12 protein-coding genes are annotated in these 16,133 nt (G+C 60.4%); 7 read left to right on the top strand and 5 right to left on the bottom strand.

Annotated elements, in window-relative coordinates; translation table 11 throughout:
* Nucleotides 1–13: 13 nt before the first annotated feature.
* Together argC and OHL20_RS02795 are read right to left on the bottom strand one after the other, a co-directional pair.
* Entirely contained in the window at nt 14–1,069 is a 1,056-nt protein-coding gene (gene argC, locus OHL20_RS02800) for an N-acetyl-gamma-glutamyl-phosphate reductase (protein ID WP_263381693.1), read from the bottom strand.
* Complete coding sequence (locus tag OHL20_RS02795; protein ID WP_263381692.1) at nt 1,062–1,514, bottom strand: arginine repressor; 453 nt, start codon at nt 1,512–1,514, stop codon at nt 1,062–1,064. The genes argC and OHL20_RS02795 overlap by 8 nt, the downstream gene beginning before the upstream one ends.
* A 241-nt stretch (nt 1,515–1,755) precedes the next feature.
* On the opposite strand from OHL20_RS02795, the gene OHL20_RS02790 reads away from it, so the two are divergent.
* Entirely contained in the window at nt 1,756–6,261 is a 4,506-nt protein-coding gene (locus tag OHL20_RS02790; protein ID WP_263381691.1) for a glutamate synthase-related protein, read from the top strand.
* A 49-nt stretch (nt 6,262–6,310) separates the two neighbouring features.
* Here OHL20_RS02790 and bla read toward each other — a convergent pair whose 3' ends face one another.
* Nucleotides 6,311–7,204, bottom strand: a complete 894-nt coding sequence (gene bla, locus OHL20_RS02785; protein ID WP_263381690.1) for a class A beta-lactamase — start codon at nt 7,202–7,204, stop codon at nt 6,311–6,313.
* Between the two features lie 206 nt (nt 7,205–7,410).
* Here bla and OHL20_RS02780 point away from each other — a divergent pair, with 206 nt between their 5' ends.
* The 6 genes from OHL20_RS02780 (at nt 7,411) to OHL20_RS02755 (ending at nt 14,774) form a co-directional block, all read left to right on the top strand.
* A complete protein-coding gene (locus tag OHL20_RS02780) occupies nt 7,411–8,016 on the top strand; it encodes a TetR/AcrR family transcriptional regulator (RefSeq protein WP_263381689.1) in 606 nt (201 codons plus the stop codon).
* Nucleotides 8,017–8,044: 28 nt separating this feature from the next.
* Nucleotides 8,045–9,835, top strand: a complete 1,791-nt coding sequence (locus OHL20_RS02775; RefSeq protein WP_263381688.1) for an AMP-dependent synthetase/ligase — start codon at nt 8,045–8,047, stop codon at nt 9,833–9,835.
* A 283-nt stretch (nt 9,836–10,118) separates the two neighbouring features.
* Complete coding sequence (locus tag OHL20_RS02770; protein ID WP_263381687.1) at nt 10,119–11,669, top strand: GGDEF domain-containing protein; 1,551 nt, start codon at nt 10,119–10,121, stop codon at nt 11,667–11,669.
* A 189-nt stretch (nt 11,670–11,858) separates the two neighbouring features.
* Complete coding sequence (locus OHL20_RS02765; RefSeq protein ID WP_263381686.1) at nt 11,859–13,397, top strand: acido-empty-quinoprotein group A; 1,539 nt, start codon at nt 11,859–11,861, stop codon at nt 13,395–13,397.
* 27 nt (nt 13,398–13,424) lie between these two features.
* Nucleotides 13,425–14,429, top strand: coding sequence for an MBL fold metallo-hydrolase (locus OHL20_RS02760; RefSeq protein ID WP_263381685.1), 1,005 nt, complete (start codon nt 13,425–13,427; stop codon nt 14,427–14,429).
* Nucleotides 14,430–14,516: 87 nt separating this feature from the next.
* Nucleotides 14,517–14,774: a helix-turn-helix domain-containing protein gene (locus OHL20_RS02755; RefSeq protein ID WP_263381684.1), complete on the top strand. Its 258-nt coding sequence runs from the start codon at nt 14,517–14,519 to the stop codon at nt 14,772–14,774.
* Nucleotides 14,775–14,800: 26 nt separating this feature from the next.
* On the opposite strand, the gene OHL20_RS02750 is transcribed toward OHL20_RS02755, so the two are convergent.
* Both OHL20_RS02750 and OHL20_RS02745 read right to left on the bottom strand, forming a co-directional pair.
* Entirely contained in the window at nt 14,801–15,184 is a 384-nt protein-coding gene (locus tag OHL20_RS02750; RefSeq protein ID WP_263381683.1) for a nuclear transport factor 2 family protein, read from the bottom strand.
* A 39-nt stretch (nt 15,185–15,223) separates the two neighbouring features.
* Nucleotides 15,224–16,123 carry a metallophosphoesterase gene (locus tag OHL20_RS02745; protein WP_263381682.1) on the bottom strand — a complete coding sequence of 300 codons (900 nt, stop codon included), beginning with the start codon at nt 16,121–16,123 and terminating at the stop codon, nt 15,224–15,226.
* Nucleotides 16,124–16,133: the final 10 nt, after the last annotated feature.

Below are 16,133 nucleotides of genomic sequence, written 5' to 3'. Positions count from 1 at the left end.
TCCTGCATGAGTTTCAAAGTAAGCCTTCCTGTTCGGGCCAGCCGCACATCAGGTTCATATTTTCGACTGCCTGACCGGCTGCACCCTTTAATAGATTGTCGAGGCAGGAGACGATGACGAGGCGTTTGCCGTCCTTTGCAAGCTCGAAGCCGAGGTCACAGTAGTTGGTGCGGACGACGTACTGAATCTGCGGGAGCGATGGGGTGGGGTGCAGACGGACCAGCGGGCTGGCCTTATAGAAATCTGCGAAGACTTTGGTGACTGCCTCGGGTGTGGTTGGCTCGAGGAAGCGCAGGTAGATCGTAGAGAGGATGCCGCGTGGGATCGGGAGCAGATGCGGAGTGAACTGGATCTGGCTCTCTTCGAGGTGAAGCTGCTCGAGAAGTTCGCCCATGTGGCGGTGGCCAAAGACGTTATAAGCGGAGAGATTGTCGGCCGCATACATGAAGTGAGTCTTAGCGGTGGCCGCTTTCCCTGCGCCGCTGACACCCGACTTCGAGTCGCAGATGATGCCGTGTTCGATATCCACGAGACCGGATTCAACGAGCGGGGCGAGGGCGAGGATGATCGAAGTGGCGTAGCAGCCGGGATTGGCGACGAGGCGGGCCGTGGCGATCCCGTCGCGGTGCAACTCAGGGGCACCGTAGACCGCTTCCGCTTGAAGGGTGGCGGCAAGGGCCGGGTCGGCGTCGGTGAGCTTGTAGATGGCGCGGAGATCTTCGTGCTGCAGACGCCAGGCTCCGCTGAGGTCGATGACCCGGATACCGCGGGCGAGCGCTTCGGGTGCGAATTCGCGCGACTGCTCGTGGGGCAGGGCGAGGAAGAGGATGTCGGTGTGGTCGGCAGCTAGCTTTTCCCAGTCGAAGGGGAGGACCTGGGGAGTGACGCGGCCGGGGATGACCAGTTGAGGGTGAAGCTCGGTGAGCGGGATCGAGGGTTCCCCGGCTCGGCCGTAGAAGGTTACCGTGGCGAGGCGCGGATGGTGGAGGAGCAGGCGGGCAAGTTCGGCCCCGGCATAGCCACTGACCCCGGCGACGGCGATGTGCGGATTGACGGCGGGATTAGCCAATGGACTCCTCCATTCTGGTCTTCAAAGCGGCTGCCTGCTTGACGTCGGGGCAGATAATGAGGACCGTGTCGTCTCCGGCGATGGTGCCGACGACTTCGGGGAAGTCCTCGTAGTCGATGCCCGCGGCGATCGGCTGGGCTCCGCCAGTGACGGTGATAAGGACGAGGAGGTTGCCGGCCTGGCGCACTTCAAGGCCGAAGCTGCGGAGTACATCGCGGATGCCGGGAAGGTCATCCTCATTAACGAGCGCGGCGGGTAGAGCGTAGCCAGTAGGGCCTTTTGACAGGCGCAGATCGTGAATATCGCGAGAGAGCGTAGCCTGTGTGACGTGGAAACCACGCTCGGCGAGCTTGCGGCGTAACTCGTCCTGATTGGCCACCGGCGTCTGTGCGCTGGCGGACGCAGTCAGTAATTCACGAATTACGGTATGACGTTGGAGTTTCATCTGCTAGAACTACATCTATTCCTGTCTCGTTGAATGATCGTGAATGCCTCACGATGCTGCGAACCGCATAAATGCATAAAAATGCATTTGCATGTATAAATATACACAAGCTCTTGAAGAAGCGCCAAATTTTCTAATCCTGTGAAGGGTCGCGGGTGCCCTACGTGGCAAACGCGAAGTATAGTGAGCCATGGAAGCGTCCAGCACATCTTGTACCACCTCTGTTTGTAGTGAGTCCGCTGTGTCCGTCGCGGAGATCCGGCAGCAGCGTCGCTCGGCGAATTTCCCCTCGCTTGTGGATGCGCGCTTCGATCATGACTCGTGCGGTGTTGGCTTTGTAGCTTCGGTTGCCGCTGTTCCCTCGCATGAGATTTTGAGGCAGGCCTTGACGGCGCTTGAGCGGCTTGCACACCGTGGCGCGATTGCGGCTGATGGTAAAAGCAGCGACGGCGTTGGCGTGATGACGGCTGTTCCGCGTGCGTTGTTGCTGAAGGCAACCGGGGTGGAGTTGGCGGACGAGCAGACGCTTGGCGTTGGAATGCTGTTTGTTCCGGATGGCGAGACACGGACCGAGGGGCTGCTGGAGCGATGCCTTACCTCGCATGACCTGAAGGCGGTTGCGTGGCGCGATGTGCCCATCGTGACGGAGACGCTGGGCGAGATCGCGCTGAGCACGATGCCGAAGATTCGACAGGTGCTGGTGATCGATGAGGCTACAGACGCCGTGGTGCCGATGGAGAAGCGGCTCTACCTGGCGCGGAAGCAGTTTGAGCGCATGCATGAGAGTGGCGAGTTGACAGGGTATGTCTGCTCGCTCTCGACGCAGACGCTGGTGTACAAGGCGATGTGTATCGGACGGCTGCTGCCGGAGTTCTATCCCGACCTTGCGTCGGAGGAGTATGTGACGCCGTTTGCGGTGTTCCATCAGCGATATGCGACAAACACGCTGCCGACGTGGCATCGTGCGCAGCCAGGCAGGACGCTGGCGCACAATGGCGAGATTAATACGGTATGGGGCAATCGGGCGCGCATGGCGGCTCGAGATTCGACGCTGCCGGTTGAGTGCAAGCCGGTGCTGACACAGGATGGGACCGATTCAACGAGCCTCGATGAGGCAATCGAGCTCCTCTCGCAGAATGGGCGGACGGTGTCGGAGTCGATCCGCATCTTGTTGCCACCGGCTGCTGAGGGGCACCAGGCTTCGTCGTTCCTGCGCTACCACACGGACTGTGCGGAGCCGTGGGATGGTCCGGCGGCGATTGCGTTCTCGGACGGCAAAGTTGTGGGTGCGGTGCTGGATCGAAACGGTCTGCGGCCTTGCCGATTCGCGATCACTAAAGATGGTTTGGTAGTGGCAGGCTCGGAGACCGGGCTGGTCGATCTCGATCCTGAGATTGTGACGCATAGCGGGCGGCTTGGGCCGGGGCAGATGCTTGTGGTCGACCTCGTGGCGCAGAAGGTTTATGAGGACGAGGCTCTGATTGAGCTCTTCGACGCAGGCGCTACCTATACGAAACTTGTAGAAGATACGCTGCTACCTTCGCTGTCGGTGTCGCATCCCGAAGCTGCCGATCTAACGACGATTCAGCGTGGGTTTGGGTATACGCGCGAAGATGTGAAGATGATTCTGCAGCCGATGGCTGTGGACGGCAAAGACGCCGTCTGGTCGATGGGCGACGATACACCGCTCGCCTTCCTGGCGCGTGCGCCGCGTCCGATTTATGCGTACTTCCGCCAAAGATTTGCGCAGGTAACAAACCCGGCGATCGATCCTCTGCGCGAGGCGTGCGTGGTCTCGCTGCATACGCGGCTTGGACCGTGGCCCCATCTGTTGGACAAGAATGCGCCGCTGCCGGGCCTGTCGCTGGAATCGCCGTATCTGTCGCTTGGGCAGGTTGCTGCGCTGCGCGCAAAGGACCACGGGCATGCGTCCGAGTTACGCTTCAAGGAACTGCCGTGCGTGTTTCCGGTGGGTCAGACGTTGACGCAGGGGCTGGATGACCTCGCTGCGAAGGCGATTGAACTGGTGCGGGATGGCGGCGCACGCATCCTGATGCTTACGGATCGTTCAGCGAGCACGGCAGTGTTGCCGATCCCGATGGCGATGGCTGTTGGCGTGGTGCACCAGGCGCTGGTGGCGGCTGGTCTGCGGACACTTGCCGGCATGGCGGTCGAGGCGGGCGATTGCCGCGACATTCACCATGCGGCAGTGCTGATCGGGTATGGTGCGGGTGCGGTTTGCCCGTGGCTGGCGCTTGAGACGGCGCGGAGTCTGACGCCTGCAGGCGGCGACCCCGACCAAAGCGAGAAGAAGATGTTGAAGGCGCTTGATGCCGGGCTCGCGAAGGTGATGTCGAAGATGGGTATTTCTGTCGTCGATAGCTACCGGGGGGCACACCTGTTCGACATTCTGGGGCTGCATTCGAGTGTGGTGGAGCGGTGCTTTGTGGATACGCCTGCGCCACTTTCGGGTATTGGCTTTGCGGAACTGGAGCGACAGTTGCGGGAGACGTGGCAGGTGCCCGCAGCCGATGCAGTGGTGAGCGCAGACCTGCCGGACTACGGCTGGGTACGCTTCCGCAAGACAGACCTGGCCGAGCCACATGCGTGGCAGCCGGGGACGGTAAAGGCGCTGCAGTCGGTGGTCGGAAGTGCGCGCAATGTGGCGCTACCGGCTGACCCGACGAATGCGTTCCAGATGTACTCGCGGGATGTCGCGGCGCGTGAGCCTGCGGTGCTGCGCGATCTTCTGGAGATTCGCCCGGCGGGTACGGAGATTCCGATTAGCGAGGTGGAGTCGGCAGCGAGCCTGTGCAAGCGGTTTGTGGCGAGTGCGATGTCGCTTGGATCGCTGAGCCCCGAGGCTCACCAGACGATCACGATGGCGATGAACATCCTCGGCGGCCGGTCGAATACGGGCGAAGGTGGAGAGGATCGCGACGTGTATAAGCTGGCGGCGGTCGATACGGGGACGGATGGCGGCGGCGCGATGCGGGCTCGTTCGGCGAGCGCGACGGCGTTGGCAGAGCCGATGGTTCAGGCTTCGTCGATCTCGGAGCTGCTGCTGAATAACAAGATCAAGCAGGTGGCCTCGGGCCGGTTCGGCGTGACGGCGGAGTATCTTGCGCACGCGGAAGAGATCGAGATTAAGGTAGCTCAAGGAGCCAAGCCGGGCGAGGGTGGGCAACTTCCCGGCTACAAGGTGAGTGGTCTCATTGCGCGGCTTCGGCATGCACAGCCGGGCGTGTCGCTAATCTCGCCGCCACCGCATCATGATATTTACTCGATTGAGGACCTGGCGCAGTTGATCTTCGATCTGAAGCGTGTGAATCCTCGCGCCGCGGTTGGAGTCAAGCTGGTTTCGAGCTGCGGGGTGGGAACGGTTGCGGCGGGTGTGGCGAAGGCGTATGCGGACTTCATCGTCATCGCGGGCAATACTGGCGGAACCGGTGCGGCGGCGTTGTCGAGCATCAAGTATGCGGGCAATCCGTGGGAGCTTGGGCTGGCCGAGGCGCAGCAGGTGCTGATGGAAAACGGCATGCGCGGAAGGGTCCGGCTGCGCACCGATGGCGGGCTGGCGACGGCGCGCGATGTGCTGGTGGCGGCGTTGCTGGGTGCGGATGAGTTCGCGTTCGGTACGTCGGTGCTGGTGGTTCTCGGCTGCGATATGGCACGACAGTGTCACCTGAATACCTGCCCAACAGGAATTGCGACACAGAAGCCGGAGTTGCGGGCTAAGTTCCGCGGCAAGCCGGAGCATGTGGTGCGATTCTTCGAGCAGCTTGCGGGCGATCTGCAGCAGATGCTGGCGCGATACGGTCTGCCTTCGATTGAGGCGGCGATTGGCCGGACGGATCTGCTGGAGCAGGTACGCTTCGACGGCGGTCTCGACCTGCAGCCGCTGTTTGCGCAGCGAGGCGAGGGACCGGTTCGGTGGGAGGGTGTTCGGAACGATCGGCCTTCGTCACGGCTTCCGCTTGATGAGGCGTGGGTTGAGCCAGCGCTTGCGGCGATCAAAGAAGGAAAGCCGTACGTCGTTGATTCGCCGATTGCGAACCGGGATCGGGCAATCGGAGCCCGGCTGGCAGGCGAGATCTCGCTACAGCGTGCCCAGGCCGAGGTGCCGGCCGATGTCACCTTCAACCTGCTCGGCGTTGCAGGGCAGAGCTTCGGAGCATTTGCAGTGGAGGGCATGAAGCTGGTGCTCGACGGTCAGGCGAACGACTTTGTGGGTAAGGGACTATCGGGCGGCGAACTTGTGATTCGTGCGCGTGGTCTGGCTGCGAAGGATAGCGGCCAGCATGTGATTCTCGGGAACGTGGCGCTGTATGGGGCTACGTCGGGCTACCTGTTTGCGGCAGGACGTGCGGGCGAGCGGTTTGCGGTGCGGAACTCTGGCGCGATTACGGTTGTCGAAGGTGTGGGCGACCATGGCTGCGAGTACATGACAGGCGGCATCGTGGTCGTGATGGGCGGCGCTGGCATGAACTTTGGTGCAGGCATGACGGGCGGTCTGGCGTGGGTCTACGACGTCGATGGCTCGTTCGTGCGCAAGGGCCGCTACCATCCGGACTTCCTGACGGCGGATACCTTCGCCGACGCAGATGCCGAGGCGCAGGAGAGTCTGCGTACCCTGCTGGCGAAGCATGCGGAGGAGTCCGCAAGCAGTCTGGCGGCAGGTATGCTGGCTGACTGGCCGAACGCTGCTACTGCGTTTGTTCGATTGACTCCGAAGCCGCAGGCATAAAGACTGCTCGGGCCTCCAGACTCGGGGGTCTGAGCTGCAGCTCAAACGCTCAGACGGTCTGCAACGCGGCTCTGACAAGCCTTGCTACTTCGGCCAGGACGGCGCCACGCTTTGCCTCTGGGCCGGCACACTCGGTCAGGTAGGCGGTGATGATGATGGGTGCCTGGTTGGGCGGCCAGAGGATGGCGATGTCATTTGAGGTGGTCTCGCCATTGGAGCCTGTCTTATCGGCGGCGCGCCAGTCAGAGGGCAGATTAGCGCGGAGGCGTTCTTTGCCGGTCTCGTTTTCAATCATCCATTGGGTAAGCCTGGCGCGCGTGACTGGCGAGAGGACGTTGCCGAGAAGAATCTTTTGCATGTTGTCGGCCATCTTCGTGGGAGAGGTCGTGTCACGTGGATCGCCCGGACGCGCTTCGTTGAGGGTCGTCTCCGTGCGGTCGAGGCGTGTGATGGGATCGCCGATGGAGCGGGCAAAGTGGGTGAAGCCCTCAGGGCCGCCGATGGTGGCGAGCAGCAGGTTGGCTGCGGTGTTGTCGCTGCGGGTCAAAGCCGCATGGCAGAGTTCGGCGACGGTCATCTGCCCGCCTGCATGCGGCTCCGTAAGGGGCGAGTAGTTGACCAGCGGCTTAGCGGGGATGTCGACGTCCCGGTCAAGGTGCTCCTGTTTCGCGTCGACGCGCTGGAGGACGGCTGTTGCAAGCATCATCTTGAAGGTGCTGCACATGGCGAAGCGCTCTTCGGATCGGTGGCCGGTGCGTTCGCCTGATCCAGTGTCGAAGATGGCGACGCCAAGGCGTCCGCTGTTGACCTTCTCAAGTTGTGCGAGCGATGCAGGAAGGTCGCGGAAGCGTTGAGGCGCTTCAGCACGAGCGGTATGCGAGAGGGCGATGGTACCGACTGCGGCTGCGGTGCCGGTCGTGAGGAAGTTTCTTCGCGTAATCATCTGGCTTCAGCGGAACACCTGCCCGAGGGTCTCCCAAGTACGTAGCTTGATTCCGCCTGTGGAGAATGCGTTGATGGCTGAATCCTCATTCAGTATTGGCAAAGGAGTTATGAATCATTACAGTGACTTGACTGGAGATTTCCAGCGTAGAGGTAAGTCTGAAACGCACCGGGGCGAGAACGGAGAATGGGGTCGACGGCGGGATTGTGTCGACGACCGCTCCGGGGAACGAGAAGTATCAACGAATTCTTGATGCAGCGGTTGAGGTGATCGCGGAAAATGGCTACTTCAACTCGCCGGTGAGTGCAATTGCGGCACGGGCTGGCGTGGCCGATGGCACGATCTATCTCTACTTCAGGAGCAAGGACGACGTGCTACGGGCGGCTATCGATGCGAACTTCAACCGGTTTCATCAACGAGTGGTGGAGCGGTTTGAGACGCTTGATGATCCGCGAGCACAGCTTGAATACATAGCGGAACTGCACCTGGAGAGCGGATCGACCAACCGGAGTATGGCGATCCTGATGCAGACGGAGGTTCGGCAATCGGCGAAATTTATCGCCGAGTTCTCGCATCATCATCTTGTGAAGTACATCCAGGTGGTGCGCGAGGTGGTGCGGCGGGGGCAGGCGCAGGGTCTGATTCGGAAGGATGTTTCGGATGGAATTGTGGCGCACTGCATGTTCGGGGCGATCGATGAGCTGCTGAGTTCTGCGGTATTCACCGGGCGCGTCTATGATGCGAAGACAACCGCGGTGCAGGTTCTCGATGTGCTGCTGAACGGGATTACGTCAGGCCGCAGTCCGGAATGAAGCGGACGCAGGCCGGAATGAAGGAACGATGCTTCTGAATGTAGCGACGGTGAACGATGTCTTTGCGCGGCTTGGTGCGCGTGGCGAGCAGACGGTAATGATGTGGCAGGATGCGTCCGGCGCATGGAAGCCGATTACCTCCGCGGAGCTGTACGGGCGAGTGCGGGCGCTGGCGGATGTGCTGATGGGATGGGGCATCGGGAAGGGTGACCGGGTCGCGCTGATCTGCGAGAACCGCTGGGAGTGGCCGGTGGTGGACTTCGCGACGCTGGCGATTGGCGCTGTCGATGTGCCGCTCTATCCGACGCTTACCCCAGAGCATGTTGGCTACATGCTGCGGGACTCCAATGCGAAGGTGCTGATTGTGTCGTCGGCCGACCAGTATGCGAAGTTGGCTGAAGCTGGAGAGCTTCCCGACCTGGAGCATGTGGTGGTGATGGATGCGGGCGAATTTCCCGGGGCCGAGAGCTTCAGCGCGCTGATGGCAGGAGCGGCGGAGCGGCAGTCCCCCGATGCGACCTTCGATGCGCGGGCGAAGGCGGTTACGCCGGAGGACCTGGCAACGATCATCTACACCTCGGGCACGACTGGGGAGCCGAAGGGTGTCATGCTCACCCACGGAAACCTCGGTAGCAATGTGAACATTTCGACGGGGCCGCTGGGTTTTGATAAGTCGGATAGCTGCATCTCGTTCCTGGCGCTATCGCACGTGACAGCGCGGCATACGGACTATGCGATGCTCTGCCAGGGTGTGCGGATGGCGTACTGTCCACGCTTCGACCAGGTTGTGGCGTCGATGCAGGCGATCAAGCCGACGATCCTGCTGGCGGTGCCGCGGGTGTACGAGAAGATCCGTCAGGCGGTGGAGGGCAAGTCGGCTGCCTCGCCAGTGAAGTCGCGGATTCTCAAGTGGGCGGTCGGGGTGGGCAAAGGACATCGGGCAGAGACCATGGCGGGCAAGACGCCGGGGTCACTGAGCTGGAAGGTGGCGGACAAGCTGGTGTACTCGAAGATTCGGCTGGCGTTTGGCGGGTGCGTGAAGACCTTCATCTCAGGCGGCGCGCCGCTGGGGATGGATTCGGCGGGCTGGTTTGCGGACACTGGCACACGGATTATGGAGGGTTATGGGCTTACGGAGACCTCTCCGGTGATCGCGGTGAACTATCCCGAGGCCTACAAGATTGGCACAGTGGGCAAGCCCCTTGCGAATGTGGAGTGTCGGTTCGCCGAGGATGGGGAGCTTGAGGTACGTGGGCCGTCTGTCTTTAATGGCTACTGGAAGAAGCCGAAAGAGACGGAGGAGGCGTTCACCGCGGATGGCTGGTTCAAGACTGGCGACATCGGTGCGATGGATGCTGAGGGGTTCCTCTCGATCACGGATCGCAAGAAGGAGTTGCTGAAGACGAGCGGCGGGAAGCTGATCGCTCCGCAGCCCATCGAAAACAAATTGAAGGCGAACACTCTGGTCGCGGAGGCCGCACTGGTTGGAGATAGGCACAAGTTTGCGTGTGTGCTGATCTCGCCCAACTTCGCGGCGCTGGAAGGATGGGCCAAGGGGCAGGGAGTGGCCGCGACGGATCGTGCGGCACTGGTGAAGGATCCTAAGGTGGTGAAGCTCTACCAGGGAATCGTCGACCAGGTAAATGGCGGGCTGGCCCAGTATGAAGCGATGAAGCGGATGACCGTGGTGCCGGACGAGTGGACCATCGAGAGTGGGACGTTGACGCCGAGCCTGAAGCTGAAGCGGCGTGTGGTTGAAAAGCAGTATGCCCCGGAAATCGCTGCGTTTTACAGCGATGAGGCAACCGCGTCGCGCTAGAGCGGCACTGATCGCGCTTGCCTCAGAGGAGCCAGAGCGCAGGCTTGCGGAGGCAGTTAACAGGGACTGCGTGTCCCTGTTAACTGCTGAGGTCGCTAGTGGCGAGTTTTTAGTGTGTGTAAAGTCTCTGCGGCAGCCGCCGATGCATCAAACAGCGAAAGTCATGACTGTAGTATTGTCATTCCATCCAAGACATTCTAAGCAGCGTATATAAGTAAAGGTCACCGCCTCCCGGAATTTATTTGTCAGGAGATTTCTTGCAATTGCAGGTTGTAGAGGCCACATGCTGACACGATCAAGACAGTTCAGGATGTTGGTTGCTGCCGCCGGCGGGTTCATCCTCCTGCATTGGCTCTGTATCCTGCTGTTTCCGGCTCACGCAGCGCTTGTTTCGTATCCATTCGTCGTCGGGGCACCGCTGCTGGCGTTTGTCGGGTGCAGCAGACATTTTCGCTCTGGAGCATCGAGCGCGCGGATTGCCTGGTCACTAACCGGGCTGAGCCTCCTTCTCTGGGCTTCCGGAATCATCATCCTCTCGTTTGAGGAACTCTCTCTCCATGTCTCCCCGGAGATAGCCTCGTTTGCCGACTTCGATATCGCGATCTTTGGCGTGCCGATCCTTCTGGCTATCTCGACACCAAGTCGCCGCGATGGCGGCCGTCTGTTTGTCTGGCTCGACGGCATTCAAGCCTGCATGACGGCCTACCTAATCTACGTAGCCTTCTTCTCTGTATCGCCCTTTACTCACAAACAGGTACAGCCTATCAGCGCACGCCGTCTGGTGCTGATCTACACGCTCGAATCCCTGTTGCTGGCCGGAGGCGCAACGCTGCGGTTCATTGCCCATCGCAAAGACGGCGCCATGGCTTACTTCTACAAAGTGCTCTCGACCTACCTGTGGCTTTACGTCGTTGCGGTAAGTCTGTTGAACTACGCCTACATAACAAGGAATGGATTGACCGGATTTTTCGATCTGTGGACAGACTTGGCGTTTTTTTACCTCGGGATTGCGGCCTTTACGAAGTCACCAGAGTCTTCCGAGGATGAGGTTTCGTTCGACCGGCGTCCGCTTGTCATGTTCGTCGACAACGTCAGCCCGACCATCTTTACGGCAGCGTTGTTCAGTCTCTGTTTTGCGGTCGTGCGCACTCATCAGCATATTGGCATCGGCTCGCTTATTCTCGGGTTTGCGATCTACTGTATACGGGCGACCTCATTGCAGAGCCGTTTTATTCGCACGCAACAGGAGCTTCTGCAGACGCAGCAGCACCTCGAGGAGATCTCGCTGACAGACAGCCTCACGGGTCTGTCGAACCGGCGCTGTTTTGACCGGACTTTTGAAGATGAGTGGGACCGGGCAGTACGAACGCGACAGCCGCTCGCGCTGTTGATGATCGATGTGGACCACTTCAAGCGTCTCAACGATCGCCACGGCCATCTTTATGGGGATGGGTGCCTCAGGAAGATTGCGCAAGCGATGCGCGACGAACTGCCTCGCAGTGGCGACATGCTCGCCCGATACGGCGGAGAGGAGTTTGTCATTCTGCTGCCGACGACCGGCATACAGGGGGCGGCAGCTGTTTCGAGAAAGATGCAGGCGGCGGTCGACGCGCTGAAGATCGAGAACGAGTCGGCGGTGGGACCATTTGCGACGATCAGTATCGGCGTGGCGGTGATGGAGTTTCCGACCTCTGGCACCTTGCTCGATCTGATCGGCGGGGCAGATAGTGCCCTCTATCGAGCCAAGGAGAATGGTCGTAACCGCGTCGAATACGATTCGCTAGAAGGATGCCATGGGGCGATCAAGGTGCAGGAGCAACAATTTCTTAGCTGATAGCGGACGTGCGTCGATCCTTACCTGAGACACCTTTTCTTCCCGGCGCTTCACTTCGCAGGGGGTAACCTGCTAAGTTTGCTGCTACGTTCATTGAGCTTCTTGCCCCTTGCAACCGAGGCGAGTGCCGACGATCCCGGGCTCCGTATGTGGCCGTGAAAGGTTTCATCGCTTATGAAGTTGTTGAAGATGACTCTGGTTTTTCTTGCGGGCACCATGCTGTGGCTCCCCTGCGTCCGATCGCTGGCCGGGCAGAACGTAACAGCGGAAACGCTGCTGAAGCCGCCAGCGGATAGCTGGCCCGGCTACCACGGCGACTACTCCGGCAGACGGCACAGCAGCCTGACGCAGATTACGCCAAAGAATGTGGCGAACCTGGGCCTTGCCTGGGCATTCCAGACCGGGGGCACCGCGGTCATCAAGTCGTCGCCGATCCTGGTAGATGGGGTGCTGTACTTTACGCTGCCCGATAACGTCTGGGCGGTTGATGCCCGGTCGGGGCACATGCTGTGGCACTATACCTATCCGCCGAACAAGGGCGACCATATCGGTCAGCGAGGCGTGGGCGTTTACAAAGGATATGTCTTCTTTACCTCGCCGGACGCGCATCTGATTTCGCTGAATGCGAAGGATGGCTCGGTGCGCTGGATCGTCCAGATAGCCGACGTTGAGAAAGGCTATTGGGCGACGATGGCTCCGCTGATCGTGGGCAATCACGTCATCATCGGGGTTGGCGGCGACCTGGATAATCTGCCGACGTTTGTGCGGTCGGTTGATCCGGAGACAGGCAAGACGCAGTGGCAGTGGGACGTGACGCCGCCCGAGGGTACGACTGAGAAGACGACAGGTGGCACAACGTGGATGGCCGGAACGTACGATCCCGACCTGAACCTGATCTATTGGGGCACGGGCAATCCAACGCCGGTGTTGACTGGTTCGACTCGTCCGGGCGACAACCTGTATACCTGCAGCATCGTGGCGTTGAATCCCGACACAGGCAAGCTGAAATGGGCCTTCCAGCCGTCGCCACACGATACGCATGACTGGGATGCGGTCGAGGTCCCGGTGCTGGTCGATGCCGACTTCCACGGAAAACCGCGGAAGATGCTGATGCAGGCCTCACGCAACGGCTACTTCTTCGTGCTGGATCGAACGGACGGGAAGAATCTGCTGACGGTTCCGTTTACTCCGGTGAACTGGGCTACGGGCCTCGATAAGAAGGGGCAGCCGATCCCGGCGAAGGAGAAGGAGCCTGCTCCCGATGGACGGCTGATTGCTCCAGATGAGGGAGGGGCGACGAACTTCCGGTCCCCGAGCTTCGATCCAAAGACAGGTCTGTTTATCGTCGACGCACGGCCAAGCTGGAGCATCTACTTCTCGAAGCCCGCTGACGGCACTTATGGCTGGGCAGGTGGCGACTACGGTCTGTGGAGCAAGGGCGTGATCGAAGCCATCGACTACCAGACAGGCAAGACGCGCTGGACACACGAGGTCGGGCCAGGAGGCTCAGGCTCGGGCGTGCTCACGACGGAGTCCGGGCTGACGTTCTCGGGTGACTCCCATGGGAACTTCCTCGCTCTCGCTACCAGCGATGGAAAGACGCTCTGGCATGCTGGTGCTGGCGGGACGATCGCCAGTTCGCCGACGACCTACGAGCTGGATGGCAGCCAATACCTGCTGACCAGCGGCGGTGGTGTGCTGTTCGCCTGGAAGCTTCCGCAGCAGTAGTGCGCTGCGGCATGGCATTCTAGGTAGATGGGATTATTGCAGCGGGCAGGTAAGGTGGGGCGGAAGTACGTCAACCCTATAAAGACGGCGGTCGGCGGACTAGGGACGATCTTCAAGATCCTGCCGATGTATCTGACCAACAAAGAGGAACGAGTGCCGAAGGTGGCAATCGGGCCCTTTGTTACCGATACTTCGGTCTATCAAACGGCCCCGGCGAGTGGACTCCGGGTAACGTGGTTCGGTCACTCCTCGACGCTGATCGAGATCGATGGCACGCGGGTGCTGATCGATCCGGTGTGGGACGAGCGAGCCAGTCCAGTCAGCTGGGGAGGACCAAAGCGCTTCTACGCGCCCACGCTGCGGCTTGAAGACTTGCCGGAAATCGATGTAGTCCTGATCTCGCACGATCACTACGATCACCTCGGGCGGAAGAGCGTTGAGCAGTTGGCTGCGTTGCAGTCCGACGCGCGCTGGGTGACCTCGCTGGGTGTCGGAGAGCTTTTGCGAGCGTTTGGCGTCGCGGCGGAGAAGATCACCGAACTGAACTGGACGGAGAGTGTGGCGGTCGGGAGCTTAAACCTGACGGCGCTTCCCGCTCGGCACTTTTCCGGGCGCAGCCTGTCGAACCGATTCGAGACGCTTTGGTCGTCTTTCGTATTGAAGGGGACGGAACACTCGGTCTACTACGGAGCGGATACCGGCTGGTGGGATGGCTTTGCGGAGATCGGCGCGGACTATGGTCCATTCGACCTTACCCTGATCGAAATCGGAGCGTTCAACGAGATGTGGAAGGACATTCATATCGGGCCGGACGGTGCGGTCAAAGCCTTTGAGGCGATGAACTCTGGCGGGTTCCTGATGCCGATCCACTGGGGCTTGTTTGACTTGGCGCTGCACGGATGGCGTCAGCCAATTGAGCGCATGTATGAAGTTGCCGCGGAGCGAGGAACAGCGCTCTGGTCGCCGCAGCCGGGTAAGCCGGTCGAAGTCGTTCGCGGACAGCAGGTCAGGGCTGACTGGTGGCGACGGTAAGGATAGAGACAGGTCGCTTAGAACAAGGGAGATAAGTCTTGTCAGCGATCCGTAAAGAGGATACAAAGAAGGGGCAGAGGTGTCTCCATGGCCGGTTCCGTACAGACGATGACGCGTGAGGTAATGGACATCCGGCAGGCGTCAGAGTACCTCGGCATCAGCGGAGACACACTCTACCGATATGCGTCCGAAGGATTTATCCCGGCGTTCAAGCTGGGAAATCGCTGGCGTTTTCGCAAGACCCTGCTCGACTCGTGGATGGACGAGAAGAGTGGCGTGAAGGTCGCGAGCACGCCAATCGCTGTCGTTCCGAAGCAGAAGAAGCCCGTCGCCCGGGCTCGGTAGGCTGCGAACGACGCAGGCCTGGCGATTCATGGCTCAAGAATAGCCATCAAGGGAGCTGGATCCCAGAACGCTCGAACCATTATGACCTTTCCCGCTTCGTCGCAATCGATCACGTCAACGCCCTCAAAGTTAACTGACTTCCCGCTTGGAGCTACACCCTTCCCGGTCCACTTGGCGGCGGCTGAGCTTCCATTCACGAAGACGCTATCCTCCGCCAGGCTGACGGACTGAAAGCTGCTAAAGATGCCCGTAAAGAAGGCACGGATCGCATCGTGCCCGATATTTGGAGGGGTACCAACAGGATCATGCTGTTCTGCGTTGTCTGCGAAGACGGCGGTACAGCGTTCGACATCCATGGCTCGAATCGCAGCGAAGTATTCGGCTACAGCGTGTTGGGTAGATGTCGGCATGGCTGAATAGTAGCCCACGACGTGCCGGGCGCCGACAAATCAGCCAGCCTGGAGCGTAAAGTGTGTGATTTCGGGCAGGCAATTAAAGCGGATTGGCAGACCAACGGTGCCGATGCCGCGATTCACATAGAGCTGCATGTTGTTGAAGCGGAATAGTCCGGCAACATACTTCATCCCCATGGGCGGCAGAATGAGCGGGCCGATGAAGGGCAGACGTACCTGACCGCCGTGTGAGTGACCGGAGAGCATCACGTCGACGAGCGGACCGCGCGGATGCCTGACGACATCATCAGCAAAATCGGGCGGATGGCTCATCAGGATCACGGGCCCGTCAGGATCTCGGGGGATTGCGAGATCGAGGATCGGGTCGGCGGTGCCGGGGTCATCCACGCCGCAGAGCCAGAAGCGCTGGCCGTTCCGCTCAATCGGAAGGTGCTGATTGACGAGGATCGGGATGCCAATTCCTTTGAAGGTGTCCACCACGAACTGCGAGCCGATGCCGGTATCGTGGTTGCCGAGGATGCCGTACCGGAGCGGGCATGTCAGCTCCTTGACAATGTCGGCGCAGTGCAGGATGGCCTCATGCCCGTAGCGGATAGGAAAAGGGTCGCGTGAGGCAAAGTCGCCGGTGAGCAGGACGAGGTCCGGAGCAAGCTGGTTGATGCGGTGGACGACCAGCCGGAGGAAGGTGCGCTCCGTGAACTCATCCAGATGGATGTCGCTGAGCTGGACGATGCGATATCCGTGAAACGCCTCAGGCAGGCGATTGATCTTGAGTGTCCGGGGAACGACCTCGATCGTGTGGCGGCCAATCTCTCCGGCATCGAGCATGAGGCCGGTCGAGAGCGCTCCAAGACCTGCGAGGAAATCGCGACGGGTGAACGAGGCTGAGGACCGTTGTTGCACAGGCGACAGCATTTCGGGCGCGGTTCCGCTCATACGTCATGAT

Source organism: Granulicella arctica (assembly GCF_025685605.1).
In the GTDB taxonomy this organism is placed as follows: Bacteria; Acidobacteriota; Terriglobia; order Terriglobales; family Acidobacteriaceae; genus Edaphobacter; species Edaphobacter arcticus.
This window is presented reverse-complemented; position numbering and strand designations above follow the sequence as displayed.